This window comes from Pseudarthrobacter sp. 10T415 (assembly GCF_056394175.1).
The window spans coordinates 109,878-125,188 of sequence record NZ_JBFTHJ010000009.1 but is presented as its reverse complement, the minus strand read 5'-3'; the positions used below and the strand labels follow the sequence as shown (position 1 = coordinate 125,188).

17 protein-coding genes are annotated in these 15,311 nt (G+C 66.7%); 10 read left to right on the top strand and 7 right to left on the bottom strand.

Translation table 11 applies throughout. The features are described from left to right. Positions 1-146: 146 nt before the first annotated feature. A complete protein-coding gene (locus AC1DBN_RS13420; RefSeq protein WP_091717475.1) occupies positions 147-1,031 on the bottom strand; it encodes a LysR family transcriptional regulator in 885 nt (294 codons plus the stop codon). A gap of 140 nt (positions 1,032-1,171) precedes the next feature. On the opposite strand from AC1DBN_RS13420, the gene AC1DBN_RS13415 reads away from it, so the two are divergent. The 5 genes from AC1DBN_RS13415 to AC1DBN_RS13395 are packed head-to-tail and all read left to right on the top strand — an operon-like array spanning position 1,172 to position 5,050. Beyond that, entirely contained in the window at positions 1,172-2,182 is a 1,011-nt protein-coding gene (locus tag AC1DBN_RS13415) for a tripartite tricarboxylate transporter substrate binding protein (protein ID WP_477723425.1), read from the top strand. Positions 2,183-2,187: 5 nt separating this feature from the next. Then, positions 2,188-2,763 carry a tripartite tricarboxylate transporter TctB family protein gene (locus tag AC1DBN_RS13410; protein ID WP_477723424.1) on the top strand — a complete coding sequence of 192 codons (576 nt, stop codon included), beginning with the start codon at positions 2,188-2,190 and terminating at the stop codon, positions 2,761-2,763. A gap of 9 nt (positions 2,764-2,772) precedes the next feature. Continuing rightward, entirely contained in the window at positions 2,773-4,332 is a 1,560-nt protein-coding gene (locus tag AC1DBN_RS13405; protein WP_477723423.1) for a tripartite tricarboxylate transporter permease, read from the top strand. Continuing rightward, positions 4,329-4,733 (top strand): universal stress protein, encoded by a 405-nt coding sequence (locus tag AC1DBN_RS13400; RefSeq protein WP_477723422.1) that lies wholly within the window; start codon positions 4,329-4,331, stop codon positions 4,731-4,733. Before AC1DBN_RS13405 ends, AC1DBN_RS13400 begins: the two co-directional genes overlap by 4 nt. A gap of 17 nt (positions 4,734-4,750) precedes the next feature. Continuing rightward, positions 4,751-5,050 (top strand): hypothetical protein, encoded by a 300-nt coding sequence (locus tag AC1DBN_RS13395; RefSeq protein ID WP_091717483.1) that lies wholly within the window; start codon positions 4,751-4,753, stop codon positions 5,048-5,050. Between the two features lie 89 nt (positions 5,051-5,139). On the opposite strand, the gene AC1DBN_RS13390 is transcribed toward AC1DBN_RS13395, so the two are convergent. After that, complete coding sequence (locus AC1DBN_RS13390) at positions 5,140-5,628, bottom strand: NUDIX hydrolase (protein ID WP_091717485.1); 489 nt, start codon at positions 5,626-5,628, stop codon at positions 5,140-5,142. Between the two features lie 110 nt (positions 5,629-5,738). On the opposite strand from AC1DBN_RS13390, the gene AC1DBN_RS13385 reads away from it, so the two are divergent. Beyond that, a complete protein-coding gene (locus tag AC1DBN_RS13385; RefSeq protein ID WP_426765203.1) occupies positions 5,739-6,008 on the top strand; it encodes a hypothetical protein in 270 nt (89 codons plus the stop codon). A 26-nt stretch (positions 6,009-6,034) separates the two neighbouring features. Here AC1DBN_RS13385 and radA read toward each other — a convergent pair whose 3' ends face one another. Both radA and AC1DBN_RS13375 read right to left on the bottom strand, forming a co-directional pair. Continuing rightward, complete coding sequence (gene radA, locus AC1DBN_RS13380; RefSeq protein ID WP_091717488.1) at positions 6,035-7,408, bottom strand: DNA repair protein RadA; 1,374 nt, start codon at positions 7,406-7,408, stop codon at positions 6,035-6,037. A gap of 65 nt (positions 7,409-7,473) precedes the next feature. Next, positions 7,474-8,604 (bottom strand): FUSC family protein, encoded by a 1,131-nt coding sequence (locus AC1DBN_RS13375; RefSeq protein WP_477723421.1) that lies wholly within the window; start codon positions 8,602-8,604, stop codon positions 7,474-7,476. Between the two features lie 253 nt (positions 8,605-8,857). On the opposite strand from AC1DBN_RS13375, the gene pstS reads away from it, so the two are divergent. From pstS to pstB, 4 genes are all read left to right on the top strand, one after another. Then, positions 8,858-9,979 carry a phosphate ABC transporter substrate-binding protein PstS gene (pstS, locus tag AC1DBN_RS13370; protein ID WP_477723420.1) on the top strand — a complete coding sequence of 374 codons (1,122 nt, stop codon included), beginning with the start codon at positions 8,858-8,860 and terminating at the stop codon, positions 9,977-9,979. Between the two features lie 106 nt (positions 9,980-10,085). Further along, positions 10,086-11,018, top strand: coding sequence for a phosphate ABC transporter permease subunit PstC (pstC, locus tag AC1DBN_RS13365; RefSeq protein WP_056082832.1), 933 nt, complete (start codon positions 10,086-10,088; stop codon positions 11,016-11,018). Beyond that, the gene (gene pstA, locus AC1DBN_RS13360; RefSeq protein WP_091717494.1) at positions 11,019-12,131 is read left to right on the top strand and encodes a phosphate ABC transporter permease PstA; all 1,113 of its coding nucleotides are present in this window, start codon (positions 11,019-11,021) and stop codon (positions 12,129-12,131) included. Between the two features lie 71 nt (positions 12,132-12,202). Further along, positions 12,203-12,982: a phosphate ABC transporter ATP-binding protein PstB gene (gene pstB, locus AC1DBN_RS13355; protein ID WP_477723419.1), complete on the top strand. Its 780-nt coding sequence runs from the start codon at positions 12,203-12,205 to the stop codon at positions 12,980-12,982. A 52-nt stretch (positions 12,983-13,034) separates the two neighbouring features. Here the strand turns inward: pstB and AC1DBN_RS13350 are convergent, their stop codons facing one another. The 3 genes from AC1DBN_RS13350 to AC1DBN_RS13340 form a co-directional block, all read right to left on the bottom strand. Then, positions 13,035-13,364 carry a hypothetical protein gene (locus AC1DBN_RS13350; RefSeq protein WP_477723418.1) on the bottom strand — a complete coding sequence of 110 codons (330 nt, stop codon included), beginning with the start codon at positions 13,362-13,364 and terminating at the stop codon, positions 13,035-13,037. 242 nt (positions 13,365-13,606) lie between these two features. Beyond that, positions 13,607-14,617, bottom strand: a complete 1,011-nt coding sequence (locus AC1DBN_RS13345) for an inorganic phosphate transporter (protein WP_477723417.1) — start codon at positions 14,615-14,617, stop codon at positions 13,607-13,609. Between the two features lies 1 nt (position 14,618). Then, positions 14,619-15,182 (bottom strand): DUF47 domain-containing protein, encoded by a 564-nt coding sequence (locus AC1DBN_RS13340; protein WP_477723416.1) that lies wholly within the window; start codon positions 15,180-15,182, stop codon positions 14,619-14,621. Between the last annotated feature and the right edge of the window lie 129 nt (positions 15,183-15,311).

Genomic DNA, 15,311 nt, shown 5'->3' with positions numbered 1-15,311 from the left:
GAAGGCGGCAGGCTGATGATTCCTTCCCAGCGTAGGAGCGCCGCTGATGCCTGTCTAAGTGTATTTTTATATGTATTGATACCTTTGTTGCATCATGATGCCGCACGCGCCCAGTGGCATCTCGTGCTGCGTGGCCAGCCCGGGGATCACTCCATCGCGAATTCGAGGTCGCGCAGCAGGCGGGCCAAAGCGGGGTTGGTGATCCTGCGGTTCCACAGCGCATGCAGTTCCACTTCCTCCCCGCGCCCGGCCTCGAGCGGCAGGAACTCCACGTCCTTGATGCCCAGCAGGGTGGCGGAGTGGGGCACGAAGGCAAGGCCCCGGCCGGCGGCCACCAGGGAAACCATGGTGAGGATCTGGCTGACGGTGTGCACCACGTTGGCGTGGCGGATGGGCAGCATCCGCACCACCAGGTCGTAGAAATAGCGGGCCTGGCTGGGGGAGTGCATGATCAGGGGCTCGTCCTTGAAGTCCTCGGCTGTGATGTCCCGCGCCAAGAGCGTCAGCGGGTGCCCCACCGGCACCGCTATCACCATGGATTCGCGGTAGAGCAGGTGTGAATCGAAGGTGTCACTGTCGAACGGCGGCCGGGCCAGCCCCAGGTCGAGTTCTCCGGTGAGGAGGCCGCTGAGCTGCTCACCGGTCACCAGTTCCTGCAGGTCGATGTCCACGTCCGGGATGATGGCCGCCAGTTCCCCCAGAAGTGGGCCCAGGATGCTGAAGCCGCTTGCTGCGGTAAACCCCACCCGCAGGACACCCGACCGCCCGGAGGCGATCCGCCGGGCTGTGACAGGGGCCCGCTCGGCAAGTGCCATCAGTCGCCGGGCCTCGTCGAGGAAGGCTTCGCCGGCGGAGGTCAGGGTGACTTTCCTGTTGTCCCGTTCCAGCAGCTCGGCCCCGACGATCTTTTCCAGCTTCTGGATCTGCCGGCTCAGCGGTGGCTGCGTCATGTTCAGCCGTTCGGCCGCGCGGCCGAAGTGGAGCTCCTCGGCCACGGCGATGAAGCCGGCCAGCTGGTCGAAAGTAAACATGATGCCTTCCGGGTATCAAATGATGCAGATATGGGCTTAGACAGGCATCATAACCGGTCCCTACACTCGACAAAGCGAACGGGGTGACCCGGTTCACAGATTGTTCCGGGCCCCACCCGGAGACTTAATGAGGAGTTCCAATGAAGCACTTCCCCACCCGCCGCGCGATCCTCGGCACTGCGTCGGCTGTCACGCTGCTGGCCCTGACGGCATGCGGCGGCAACGTTGGCGGCGGCGCCGCGGCCGGCAACTCGTCCAAGTTCCCCAGCGGTCCGGTCACGCTCACCGTCGGCCAGGCGGCCGGCGGCAGCACCGACCTCATCGCCCGCGCCCTGGCTGAAGGGGCTACCAAGACCCTCGGTTCGCCCATGCCGGTGGTCAACAAGCCCGGCGCCAACGGAGCCCTCGCCACCAAGGAAGTGGCAGGCAAGACCGCAGACGGCCAGGAGCTGGTACTGCTCACTGCATCGCTGATCACCATCACCCCGCTGGCCGTCAGCGCCGACGAAGCCGTAAACATCGATGACCTGGACATCATTGCCGGGCTGTCGCAGGACGACTACGTCCTCGTGGCCAGCCAGCAGTCAGGTTTCAAGAGCTTCAAGGATGTCACCAACGCCGGCCGCAACGTCACGTTCGGCACCACGGGCGTGGGCACCGGCAGCCAGCTGGCCCAGACCGTCCTGTTCAAGCAGGCCAACGTGAAGGGCACCGATGTTCCCTTCGACAGCGGCAAGCCCGCACTCACGGCCGTCCTGGGCAACCAGGTTGAACTGGCCACCATCCAGCTGGGCGAGGCCATGGCGCAGATCGAAGCCGGCAAGGTTTCCCCGCTGCTCGTCTTCTCCGAAGAGCGCAACAGCTTCCTGCCGGACGTGCCGTCAGCCAAGGAAGCCGGCTACGACGTCCCGGTGGCCCAGTACCGTGCGGTGGCAGCGCCCAAGGGCACCCCGCAGGAGGTCAAGGACAAGCTCCTGGCATCCTTCCAGGACACCTTCAAGACCGACGCCTACAAGGAGTTCAACAAGAAGAACCTGTTGACGCCCAAAGAGCTCAGCGGCGAGGAAGTTGTCACTGAGTGGAAGGGCTACGCCGAGAAGTACAAGGAGCTGGTGGAGAAGTACGACATCAGCCTCGGCGGGAAAAAGTAAGGACCATGGAGACAACTCCAGCAGTATCCGCCGGGCGTGACGGCAGCACCGCCGTTACGCCCGGCGCGGACGCCCCCAACGAACTGCCCGAAGCCCTGACCCCGGAGCAGCTCGCCGCACAATGGGAAGAGGAGAAGCCTCCCGCTGCCGGGCCGCTGGCCAACGCCGCGTCCTCCCTGGTGGTGCTCTGCGTCGGCATCGGCGCCCTGGTCCTCTCGGTGGCCATGGGCCTGGGAACCCTGTCCGCCCCGCAGCCCGGCCTGTGGCCCTTCATGGCCAGCTGCGTGATGGTGGCGCTCGGGCTCTTCCAGCTGATCCTGGGCCGGCACAACCGGGACGCCGAGAAATTCACCCGGATGTCGTTCGCCCCGCTGATTGGCCTGGCTACCCTCGCCACGATGGTTGCACTGATGCCGGTGATCGGCTTCGAAATCCCCGCCCTGGTCCTGTGCGTCATCTGGATGAAATTCCTCGGCGGCGAAACCTGGCGCTCAACCGTCCTGGTCAGTGTCCTGGTGGTGGTTGCGTTCTACGCGATCTTCATCCTGGCCCTGGGCACCTCCATTCCCCACCTCTTCTAGGAGACCACCGTGGATTTTCTTAATCCTGTGATTAACGGTTTCTCGGTCGTCCTGGAACCGATGAACCTCCTGTACTGCCTGGTCGGCGTCGTCATCGGCATGCTGATTGGCGTGCTCCCCGGCCTGGGACCGGCCGCCACCATCGCCATCCTGCTGCCCCTGACCTACGGTGTTGAGCCGGTGACGGCCATCATCATGCTCGCGGGCATCTTCTACGGGGCCCAGTACGGCGGCACCATCACGTCGGTGCTGCTGCGGCTCCCCGGCGAAGCATCATCAGTGGTCACCGTTTTTGACGGGTACCAGATGGCCCGGCAGGGCAAGGCTGGAACCGCTTTGGGCCTGGCCGCGATCGGTTCGTTCATCGGCGGCACGGCAGCCATCATCGGCCTGACCTTCCTGGCGCCCCTGGTGGCAGGCTTCGCCCTGGACTTCGGGCCGCCCGAGTATTCCGCGCTGGCCATGCTGGGCATCCTGCTGGTGGCAACCATCAGCGGCGGGTCCAAGGCCAAAGCGCTGATCGCGGCGTCGGTGGGCCTCCTGCTCGCCACCGTGGGCCGGGACATCTTCACCGGGGAGAGCCGCTTCACCTTCGGCAGCATCCAGTTGGCGGACGGCATCGACTTCGTGCCGATCGCCATGGGCATCTTTGGCCTCGGCGAGATCCTCTACAACCTGGAGGAGCGGCACCGCGCCGCCAAAGCGCCGTCGAAGGTTTCCAACGTCTGGCCCTCGAAAGCCGAACTGAAGCACGCCTCCGGGGCCATCGGCCGCGGCTCCGTGCTCGGGTTCTTCCTCGGCATCCTTCCCGGCGGCGGCGCCACCATCGCCTCCATGGCCTCGTACGCCATGGAAAAGAAGCGCGCCAAGCAGCCCGAACGCTTCGGCAAGGGTGCGCCCGAGGGCGTGGCCGGCCCCGAAACGGCGAACAACGCGGCAGCAACGTCGTCTTTCATTCCGCTGCTGACCCTGGGCATCCCCGCCAACGCCACCATGGCCCTGATGTTCGGTGCGCTGCTGATCCAAGGCGTCACCCCGGGCCCGCAGCTCGTGGAGCAGGAACCGGAGCTGTTCTGGGGCGTGGTGAACTCGATGTACATCGGCAACATCCTTCTCCTGATCATGAGCCTGCCGCTGGTGGGAATCTTCGTGCGGATCCTGCGTGTCCGCGCCGCCATCCTCGCCCCGATCACCGCGCTGATCACGCTGCTGGGCGCCTACACCATCAACAACAGCATGTTCGATGTGACGCTCGTGGTGGTCTTCGGCGTGGTGGGCTACCTGATGAAGAAGTTCGGCTTCGAACCCGGCCCGCTGGTCCTGGCCTTCGTCCTGGGCGAGCTGCTGGAAAGCTCCCTCCGCCGCTCGCTCCTGGTGTTCGACGGCGACCCCACCGGGTTCTTCACCCGTCCCATCTCGGCCACCCTGCTGGCAGTTTTCGTCCTGGTGGCACTGATGCCGGGCATCCGCAGCGCAATCGCCAAGCGCAAGGGCACGACGGCGGCATCCGCCCCGGCCGGAGACGGCACCAACAACGACGGCGCCAACAACATCAAGGAGAAGGTATGAGCATCATCGTCGGGTTCGTCCCCACACCTGCCGGGGAGGCTGCCCTCACCGCAGGCATCGCCGAGGCGCAACTGCGGAACCAGGAACTGTTCATCGTGAACTCGGCCCGCCAGGGTGCGCTGGTGGACAAGTCCGTCGCACCCGAGGACGTGCTGGCGGACGCCGCTGCCCGGGCCACGGCCGCGGGCATCAAGGCAACAGTCATCCAGCCGCCGTACCAGCATGACCTCGCTGACGAATTCCTGGACGTTGCCCGGGAGGTGGATGCCTCGCTCATCGTCATCGGACTGCGGCACCGCACCCAGGTGGGCAAGTTCATCCTGGGCAGCCACGCGCAGCAGATCCTGATGCAGGCCGACCGTCCCGTGCTGGCCGTCAAGGCCGACGGCGGAAACTTCTAGCAGGAACGGGAACCGGAATGTATCAGCGCAGCCCCCTTCGCAGGATTGCCGCCAGGCGCGGGCCGGTCCGCGTCGCCGCCCCGGCCCAGGTCCCCGACTGGTCCAGGCTGGGCCGCGGCGACGACGTCGAGGTGCTGGCGGCCCGGGGAACCGCCGTGTCCGGGACGATCGACATGATCGCAGCGGACCGCAGTGTGTTCTGGATGATCCGGCGCGACGGCGGCGGACGGACCATGGTCTGCTCTGGCGACGACGTGAGCGTTGCGATGATTGGCCGGGCAAAGACCGCGCCGCCGCAGGAGCATTCTGCCGCCTAGGTGAGGCGCCCCACAGGTTGGGGAACGAAGCTGTTCTGCTCGACAAGCCGGTGGTTCCTCATGGACCACCGGCTTTTCGCATCCTGCCATCATCCGGCCTCGCCGAGCTCCTTCAGCAGGGCGTCCAGGACAGGAATCTGGCCTTTGACGAGTTTGTCCCGTGCGGCGGGTACCGGAAACCAGCGGGCGTCGTCGATCTCGGGAAAGTGCTGGATACGTCCGGACCCCTTGGGCCATTCGAGCGGAAACGTGTTGCTGACGATACTTTCGGGCCGGAAATCCTGTTCCGCCGTGAACACGGTAATGATCTTGCCGCTCGACTGCCGGAACTCACCCAGCAGCCGGTACTCGGCGGCGGGAGCGGGTACGCCCATCTCCTCGGCAAATTCCCGCAGGGCCGCTGCGAGCGGGTCCTCGGCGTCACCGTACTCACCCTTGGGAATGGACCAGGCATGGGTGTCCTTCCGGGCCCAGAACGGTCCGCCCATGTGGGCGATCCACACGTGAACGTCCGGATTTGAGCCGGGACCGTCAGCGCCCCGCCGGTACAGCAGGAGTCCTGCGCTTCGAACCGGCATCTGCCCTCCAAGGTCGAATCAAAAGTGGAAAACTGCCGCCCGGTGTTAACCCGCAGTTCACGGCACTGCTTTAGGTTATTCCTTCAGGCACTCTGCTCGAAGGGACCATCATGGCCAACATTGCTGAGGTTATGGGACGGCTGACGCCGGAAGAACTTGATGAGCTTCACCGTCTTGGCCCGCAGGGCCACCTGCCCCGCCACCTCCAGGACGCCCTGGACCGCGCGGCCGGCGGGCCCGGTTCCGGCAGGGGCTACTACGTGCCCACGGGAAACGTCAGCTCCACGGGCGGCCCCCTGCTGGTGCTGCGCAGTGACGTCTCCACATGGCTGTTCAGCGCCCACCGGGACGATCCGGACCAGCTTCCGCAGCACCCCTGACCCTGCCCAGTAAGCCCGGCGGGGGTTCAGCCGATCAGCAGGCTCAGCGCCTCGGTCAGGTGCTCCACTTCGCGAACGGAGAAACCGGCCGGAACAGGCCCGGGCCCTGTATGGCTGGCTGGGACCACCGCATGGGTGAATCCCAGCCGGTGGGCTTCCTGGATCCGCTGGTTGATGCCGGGAACCGGCCGGACCTCACCGGCCAGGCCCACCTCGCCGAAGGCGATGAGCCGGACCGGCAGAGGCTTGCGGGCCTTCGCCGAGGCCACGGCCAGGGCAACGGCCAGGTCAGTGGCCGGCTCGCTGAGCTTCACGCCGCCCACCGTTGCCACGTAGGAATCATCCTTGTGCAGCTGGGTTCCGGCACGTTGCTGCAGCACGGCCAGGAGCATGGACACCCGTGAGCTGTCCAGGCCGCTGGTGGCGCGGCGCGGCTGGGAGTTGGGGCTTTCGGCCAGCAGCGACTGCACCTCGGCAAGCAGCGGACGGCGCCCTTCCATGGTCACGGTGATGCAGGTGCCGGACACCGGCTCCTTGGTGCGGCTGACGAACAGCCCGCTGGGATCGGTGAGCCCCTCAATACCGTTCTCGTTCAGGTCGAAACAGCCGACGTCATCCGTGGGCCCGTAACGGTTCTTGACGGCCCGGAGCAACCGCAGCCGGGAGTGCCGCTCACCCTCGAACTGGCAGACGACATCCACCAGGTGCTCCAGCAGGCGGGGCCCGGCGATGGACCCGTCCTTGGTCACGTGGCCCACCAGGAGGGTGGTCATGTTGCGGCGCTTGGCCGCGGCGATGATGGAGGCGGCCACCTCGCGGACCTGGGAGACGCCACCGGCGCTGCCGTCCACATCGGCGCTGCTGAGGGTCTGCACAGAGTCCACGATCAGGAGCCGCGGTTCAATCTTTTCCACCTGGCCCAGCGCCTGGCCAAGGTCCGTTTCCGCAGACAAGTAGAGGGATTCGGCGACGGCGTCGATCCGTTCCGCGCGCAGCTTCACCTGTGCAGCGGATTCCTCGCCGGTCACGTACAGGACATCCTGGGCCGTCCGGGCGAACTTCGCGGCCACGTCCAGCAGCAGGGTGGATTTCCCCACGCCGGGTTCGCCGGCCAGCAGGATCACAGCGCCCGGGACCAGGCCGCCGCCCAGCACCCGGTCCAGCTCGGCCACGCCCGTGGGCAGGAAAGCCGCCGTGGTGGCGTCCACCTCGGCAATCCGCCGGGCCGGCTCCACAACGGTGGTGGCCGCCGTCGTCCGTGCAACAGCGGTGCCCGTTTCCTCAACGGTGCCCCACGCCTGGCACTCGCCGCAGCGCCCCACCCACTTGACGGTGGTCCAGCCGCACTCGGCACATTTGTACGCGGGCGCCTTGGAAGCCCGGGAAGTCTTTGTTGCCATGCCTCCAACCCTACTGGCGGGCACCGACATCGGGCTTCCAGCCCCGCCCGCCTGCGGCCCGGCGGCTACAGCGTCGGCAGCACGTCCCGGGCCTCCTGGGCGTCCATGCCCGTGGCTTCGAGCAGATCCACCATCAGCGGCCGGAACAGCATCACCACTGTTTCGCCCTCCAGCCGCTGCACCTCGAGCAGCTTCGGGTGCAGCCGGAGGGCGATCTCGCTGAGGTCGTTCCGGGCCGTGCGCAGGTGGGCGCGCCGGACGCCGTCATGCGATTCCGCGAGGCCCAGCGACAGCTCCTCGATGGCGGCAGCGGTCTCCTGCAGCACTTCGGCGATGTTTTCGGTGGCTTCGTCGGAGAGCGCCGCATGGTTGATGGCGCTGGTGAGCCGCCGCGCGAACACCCGGCTGTTGCGCAATGCCAGGTCGATGAAGTCCAGGGATTCCTTGAGCCGGTCCAGCTCGTCCCGGTGCCTGCGGTAGGCGGGCGCCAGGCGGGCAACCTCATTGGAGGCCCGCAGCGAGTGCCGCATCCCGTCCACCAGGGGCTGGCAGTTCCGGCCGCGGACCAGGGCGTGCCATGCCTTGGTGGAGTCGCTGTGCGCCAATGCCTCCGCGCACTCGCGCAGCACCTCTGCCAGTTCGTGGAGCAGGTTCTGGACGTCCTTCCGGGGCTCCCGTCGGGGATCCTTCGGCATCAGGATGGTCACCAGCAGGGCGCACAATCCGCCCACCACGGCGTCAATACTGCGGGTGAACGGCCCGCCGGACGGCGCCGGCAGCAGCACCACCAGCAGCGACTGCAGGGCCAGTTGGGTGGTGAAGATATTGCCGCTGTCCAGGAAGCGGGCCAGCAGGATGGAGAAAAGGAGCACGACGGCGGCCTGCCAGATTCCGCTGCCCAGCCAGTGCAGGAGCAGGTCGCCCACCGCGATGCCGATGGTGCAGCCCAGCCCCACCTCCAGGACCCGGCGCAGCCGCGGCTCCCGCGAGAACCCCAGTGCAATCAGTGACGATGTGGCGGCGAACAGCGGCCCGGAGTGCCCCAGCACGTACTCGGCGAACGCGTAGGCGCCCACGGCGCAGACCGTCATCTGGATGGCCGGAACCAGGGAATTGCGGCTCCGGATCAGCCCGGTGCGGAAGCGGCCGTGCAGGAAGTGCCTGCTTGCTGAAAGTCCTGCTGCGGGGGCGGCCATGGCGTCAAGTCTATTTGCTGCCCGGGCCGGTTCCGGCGCGCGCAGCTGCACTACGGCGGCGAATGTGATCTGCGCAATGGTGACCCGGCAAGTGTTAACCAAAGTCCCGCCGTCGTTAAGGTCCCGTTCACTTTGGGCAGCCCATCCCGTTACCTGCGGCCCATAACTTCGTTGAAGGTACAGAACGTACGCATCGCGCAGCAGGGTTCTCCGTCCCTGCCCGCACTGAATATCCCTGGAAGGGGTACACCTAGTGAAGGCACTCCGCTTCGGCCGCCACGCGGCTATCGCTGTTATCGCAGCCGGCGCACTCGCGCTTACCGCCTGCGGTTCAGACAACGCCACGGGCACCACGCCTGCCGGCAACCAGACTTCCTCCGGCCCCAAGGTCACGGGCACCCTCACCGGCATCGGCGCCTCCTCCACCGGCGCAGCCATGGACGCGTGGAAGGCAGGCTTCGCCTCCGCCAACCAGGGCGCCACCGTGCAGTACTCCCCGGACGGCTCCGGCGCAGGCCGCAAGGCCATCATCGACGGCTCGGCACAGTTCGCCGGCTCCGACGCGTACCTCAAGGATGAGGAGCTCGCAAGCTCCAAGACCGTCTGCGGCCCGGACGGCGCCATCAACATCCCTGTCTACATCTCGCCCATCGCCGTTGCGTTCAACATCCCCAACGTCACCGAGCTGAAGCTGGACGCCACCACGGTTGCCAAGATCTTCCGCGGCCAGATCACCAAATGGAACGATCCCGCCATCGCCGCCCTGAACGAGGGCGTCAGCCTGCCGGACCTGAAGGTCACCCCGGTGAACCGCTCTGACGATTCCGGCACCACCACCAACTTCACCGACTACCTGGCCTCCGCTGCCCCCGAGGTCTGGACGGACAAGTCCTCCGGCGTCTGGCCCGCCAGCCTCCAGGGCGAGAACGCCAAGGGCACCTCCGGTGTGGTCAAGACCGTCACCGACACCCCCGGCGCCGTGACCTACGCTGACGACTCCGCCGTGGGCGGCAAGCTCGGCACCGCCTCCATCAAGGTGGGCGAGGAGTTCGTCAAGATCTCCGCCGACGCCGCCGCCAAGGCTGTTGAAGCCGGCAAGCCCGTTGACGGCCGCTCCGCCAACGACGTGTCCATCAAGCTGGACCGCAAGACCACCGCTGCCGGCGCCTACCCGGTGGTGCTGGTTTCCTACCACGTGGTCTGCAGCGCCTACGACAAGCAGGAGACCGTTGACCTGGTCAAGGCCTTCGAGAACTACGTAGTCTCCGACGCAGGCCAGCAGGCCGCCGCCGACTCCGCGAAGTCCGCCCCGCTGTCCTCCTCCCTCGCGGAGAAGGCCCAGAAGGCCATTGACTCCATCAAGGTCAAGTCCTAGCAGCCGCACCAAAACCGGGTTCCCCGCCTGCCGAGAGGCAGGCGGGGAACTTCGGTTTGGACGCAGCAATCTTTTTCGTGCCAGTTAACGATCGAAGGGCCGTCGAATGACCGCCACCTCCCTGACCAGCACCCAGGGCGCCGGCCGCACCGGGGACAAAATCTTCTCGGGCGCCGCGCTCGCCGCCGGCTGCCTCATCCTTGCCGTCCTGTTCGGCGTCGCGCTCTTCCTGGTGGTCCAGGCCATCCCGGCGCTCACTGCACCCGCCGCCGAAATCCAGGGCGGGGCGGGCTTCTTTGCCTACATCTGGCCCATCGTGATCGGCACGCTGATCGCCGCCGTCATCGCCCTGGTGATCGCCACGCCCATCGCCATCGGCGTTGCACTGTTCATCTCGCACTTCGCCCCCCGCGGCCTGGCCGCCGGCCTGGGATACGTGGTTGATCTGCTGGCCGCCATCCCGTCGGTGGTTTACGGTGCCTGGGGCGCAACATTCCTGGCCCGGGAGATCTCCCCGGCCTACAACTGGCTGGCGGACAACATGGGCTGGCTGCCCATCTTCCAGGGTCCCGCCTCGGCCACCGGCAAGACCATCCTGACGGCGGGCATCGTCCTGTCCGTGATGGTGCTGCCCATCATCACCTCGCTGTCCCGCGAGATCTTCCTGCAGACCCCCAAACTGCACGAGGAAGCCGCGCTGGCCCTCGGCGCCACCCGCTGGGAAATGATCAAGATGTCCGTCCTGCCCTTCGCCCGGCCCGGCATCATCAGCGCCGTCATGCTCGGCCTTGGGCGTGCGCTCGGTGAAACCATGGCCGTGGCCCTGGTGCTGTCCTCCGGCGCGCTGACCGCCAGCCTGATCCAGTCCGGCAACCAGACCATCGCCGCTGAGATCGCCCTGAACTTCCCGGAGGCCAGCGGCCTGAAGGTGAGCACGCTGATTGCCGCAGGCCTGGTCCTGTTCGTCATCACCCTGGCCGTCAACATGATTGCGCGCTGGATCATCACCCGGCACAAAGAATTCTCGGGAGCCAACTAAATGACCTCCACGCTTACCCCGGTGCGCAGCAAGCGCTCGGCACTGACCAAGGGCCAGCTGCCCAAGTACGCCCCGTACATCGTCCTGGCCGCCGCCCTGGTCGTGGGCGCCGCCATCCTGGCGCTCATTGGCTTCAACGCCTTCGGGTGGGGCCTCGTCTCGGCGCTGCTGTTCGCCGTCGGGCTCGTGTCCTGGAGCGCCGCCGTGGAAGGCTCCCGCAAGGCCAAGGACCGGCTGGCCACCTGCCTGGTGGTGGGTTCCTTCCTCGTGGCGCTGCTCCCGCTCGTCTCCGTGATCTGGACCGTGCTGGTCAACGGCGTGCCCGGGCTCCTGAACCCCGGCTTCCTGAGCAGCTCCATGAACGGCGTCACCGGCGTCTACGACAACAAGGCCGTTGAAGAGGGCGCCCCCGTCCTCGGTGGCATCTACCACGCGCTCCTGGGCACCGTGCAGATCACCCTCCTGGCCACCGTCATTTCCGTGCCCGTGGGCCTGCTGACCGCCATCTACCTGGTGGAGTACGGCAACGACGGCCGCCTGGCCCGGGCCATCACCTTCTTCGTGGACGTCATGACCGGCATCCCGTCCATCGTGGCCGGCCTCTTCGCAGCGGCCTTCTTCTTCGCCGTGGTGGGCCCGGGAACCAAGACCGGCGCGGTGGCCGCCGTCGCGCTGTCCGTCCTCATGATTCCCGTGGTGGTCCGCTCCAGCGAGGAAATGCTGAAGATCGTCCCCAACGAACTTCGCGAGGCCGCTTACGCCCTGGGCGTGCGGAAATGGCGGACCATCCTCAAGGTGGTCATCCCGACGGCGATCTCCGGCATTGCGTCCGGCGTCACCCTGGCCATCGCCCGGGTGATCGGCGAGACAGCTCCCATCCTGGTCACCGCAGGGTTTGCCACCAGCATCAACGGCAACGTCTTCGGCGGCTGGATGGCCTCTCTTCCCACCTTTATCTACACCCAGATCCTCAACCCCACCTCGCCCGCCAACCCGGACCCGTCGTCCGAGCGGGCCTGGGGTGCGGCGCTGGTGCTGATCATCCTGGTGATGATCCTCAACCTCGCCGCACGGCTGATCGCCAGGATCTTCGCCCCCAAGACGGGCCGCTGAGCCCGCAGCCCCTTCCGGCCCCTCGGGCCGGATGCCAGACTTAATTCATCCCCAGTCAGTGAAGGAACACCATGTCTAAGCGCATCGACGTCAAGGACCTGAACGTTTACTACGGCGACTTCCTCGCCGTGGAGGACGTCAGCATCAACATCGAGGCCAAGTCCGTCACCGCGTTCATCGGCCCGTCCGGTTGCGGCAAGTCCACGTTCCTGCGGACCCTGAACCGCATGCACGAGGTCATCCCCGGCGCCCGTGTGGAGGGCGAGGTCCTCCTCGACGGAGACAACCTGTACGGCAACGGAGTGGACCCCGTGACGGTCCGCTCGCAGATCGGCATGGTGTTCCAGCGCCCCAACCCGTTCCCCACCATGTCCATCCGGGACAACGTGCTGGCCGGCGTGAAGCTGAACAACAAGAAGATCTCCAAAGGTGAGGCCGACGTCCTGGTGGAACGCTCGCTGAAGGGCGCCAACCTGTGGAACGAGGTCAAGGACCGCCTGGACAAGCCCGGCTCCGGCCTCTCCGGCGGCCAGCAGCAGCGCCTCTGCATCGCCCGTGCCATCGCCGTGGAGCCGCAGGTGATCCTGATGGACGAGCCCTGCTCCGCCCTGGACCCCATCTCCACGCTGGCCATCGAGGACCTCATCAACGAGCTCAAGGACCAGTACACGGTGGTGATCGTGACCCACAACATGCAGCAGGCGGCGCGCGTCTCTGACAGGACCGCGTTCTTCAATATCGCCGGTACCGGCAAGCCCGGCAAGCTGATCGAGTTTGGCGACACCCACACCATCTTCAGCAACCCCGTGGAGAAGGCCACCGAGGATTACGTCTCCGGCCGCTTCGGGTAAATCCGGCAGCTCCGGATAACGGGGAGCGCAGGCACTGCGTCCCGAGGCTGGCTTACTCCGGGACTTCCAGCTGGAATCCGCACCGGCACCGCAGGACCCTGGTGGGAAGGCAAACGGCGTTGTGCCCGCCTCCCGCCCTGCGGTTCCGGTAGCCCAGCCGTTCGATCTCGAACCCGGCTTCCTCCATGGGGTAGCCGCAGTGGACGTAGTCATCGCCGAACATGATCACCTGCGTCATGGAGCGCACCTGGTGGAGGGCGGCGGCCACGTCCGTGGCGTAGGCCAGATGCTCCTGGAACTGCCTGCAGTCATCGCAGGTGTAGGACACCGTCACCAGGTCCCCGCCGCCGGGGTCCAGGGCAGTGATCGCGTGGATGGTCACGTGGTTTTCCGTGCCGCAGGTTGCGCAGCCTAGCTGCCGTGGCTGGGGCAGCGGGCGCCGGGGATTCGAAGTAGACATGATGCCTGCTCTTTTCCGCGATGTGCATTCATGCCGCCGGTTTGCAGCAGCGGCGCCAATCCGGCGGTTGCACGCGGCGCCGGACGCATCCCCGGCACCCAGCCCTGGGGGACATCTTTCGAATGTACGTCACCGGCGCGGGGACTGTACAGGAAATTGGGCGCTCAGCCTGCCGCGGACAGGGCCAGCGCCAGCACGAAGGCGAGTGCCGCCGTCGCCAGCGGGGTGAGGATCCAGAGCCCCACGATGCGGATCACCAGCTTCCGGTTGGTGACGGAGAAATGCTGGTTCTCGCCGGCTCCCAGGACCGCCGCGGTGACGGTGTGGGTGGTGGACAGGGGCCAGTGCAGTGCCAGCGCCCCCACGAACAGCATGAGGGCGCTGTAGATCTGGGCCACCGAACCGCGCAGCGGATCCACCCGGGTGAGCTTGTAGCCGATGGTGTGGGATATCCGCCATCCACCAAGCAGGGTCCCGGCAGTCATCATCACCGCGGACAGCAGGACAACCCACACGGGGATGCTCCCGCCGTCGGAATATCCTGCCGCGAGCAGGGCGAGCAGCAGCACTGCGCTGACGCGCTGGCCGTCCTGCAGGCCGTGGCCGAACGCCACAGCACCGGCGGCGATGGCCTGGCTGCGGCGGAAGCGCTGGTTCACCACGCTTGGCTGCGTATGGCGGGCGGCCCACGTGGCCGGATAAACCAGCAGGAACGCGCCGCTGTACGCCACCAGGGGGGAGAGCAGCAGTGGCAGGACCACCTGCAGGAGCAGCGACTGGTCTGCGCCGCCCACCCCGGTCCCGCCGACGGCGAGGCTGGCCAGGCCGGCCCCCGCAAGGCCGCCCACCAGGGTGTGCGTCGATGGGACGGGGATGCCCCGCCACCACATCAGCAGGCCCCAGGCGCAGGCGCTAAGGAGGCCGGAAACCAGGATGGTCAGGCCGTCGGTGCCGGACGGCAGGCTGATCCAGGTCTGGCTGACGGCAACGGCCAGGGTGGCGCTCAGGAGCGCGCCCACAAAGTTGAAGAAGGCGGCCAGCAGGACCGCCACGCTGGGCGTGAGTGCCCGGTTGCGGACGGGCAGGGCCGTGGAGAGGGAAACGTCCCGGAAGCCGTTGAGGAAGGCAAACGCGGCGGTGAGGAGCACCACCGCGCCGAAGAAGACTGCCGTCACCTCACGATTCCTTGACGATGATGCTGCCCACCTGCGTGGCGATGCGCCGCATGTCCTTGGTGACCTCCACCAGCTGGTTGGCCACGTCCCGGTTGCGGGAGTATTGGGCCCACTTCATGTCCGAGATCATGTCCGCCACCCACACCCGGTGCGTGCGCTCGGCCCTCTTGGTGAGGCGGAGGATCTCGATCCAGTAGTCCTCGAGGTCGTCCAGGTTGTTCAGCCGGCGCATGGCATCCACGGTCAGTTCAGCCTGCCTGCTGATGATCTCCAGCTGGTCCGCGGCGCGCTTGGGGAGCCGCTCCAGCTTGTACAGCGCAACCAGTTCGGCCGCGGCGTCCATCTTTTCCATGGCTTCGTTGAGGTAGCGGGACAGGGTGTACATGTCCTCGCGGGGGAGCGGGTTCACGAAGCTGGTCCGCATGTGGGTCAGCAGGGCATAGTGCAGCTCGGAGGATTTTGCATCGTGGTTGTGCATGTCCTCCACGAGCTTGGCGTGGTCCGAGGCCGAGACTCCCAGGATTTCCGCCAGGGTGCCGCTGGCCAGGACAATCTGCTGCGCCATCTGGGAGAGGAGTTTCAGCCCGGCGGGCTCCTGGGGAAATAGACGCAACTGCTTCACGTGGCTTACCGGTTTCCGGGAAAAGTTCAATGCGGGGGATTGCCGCCGTGTGACTTGACCCGGGCGCGCAAC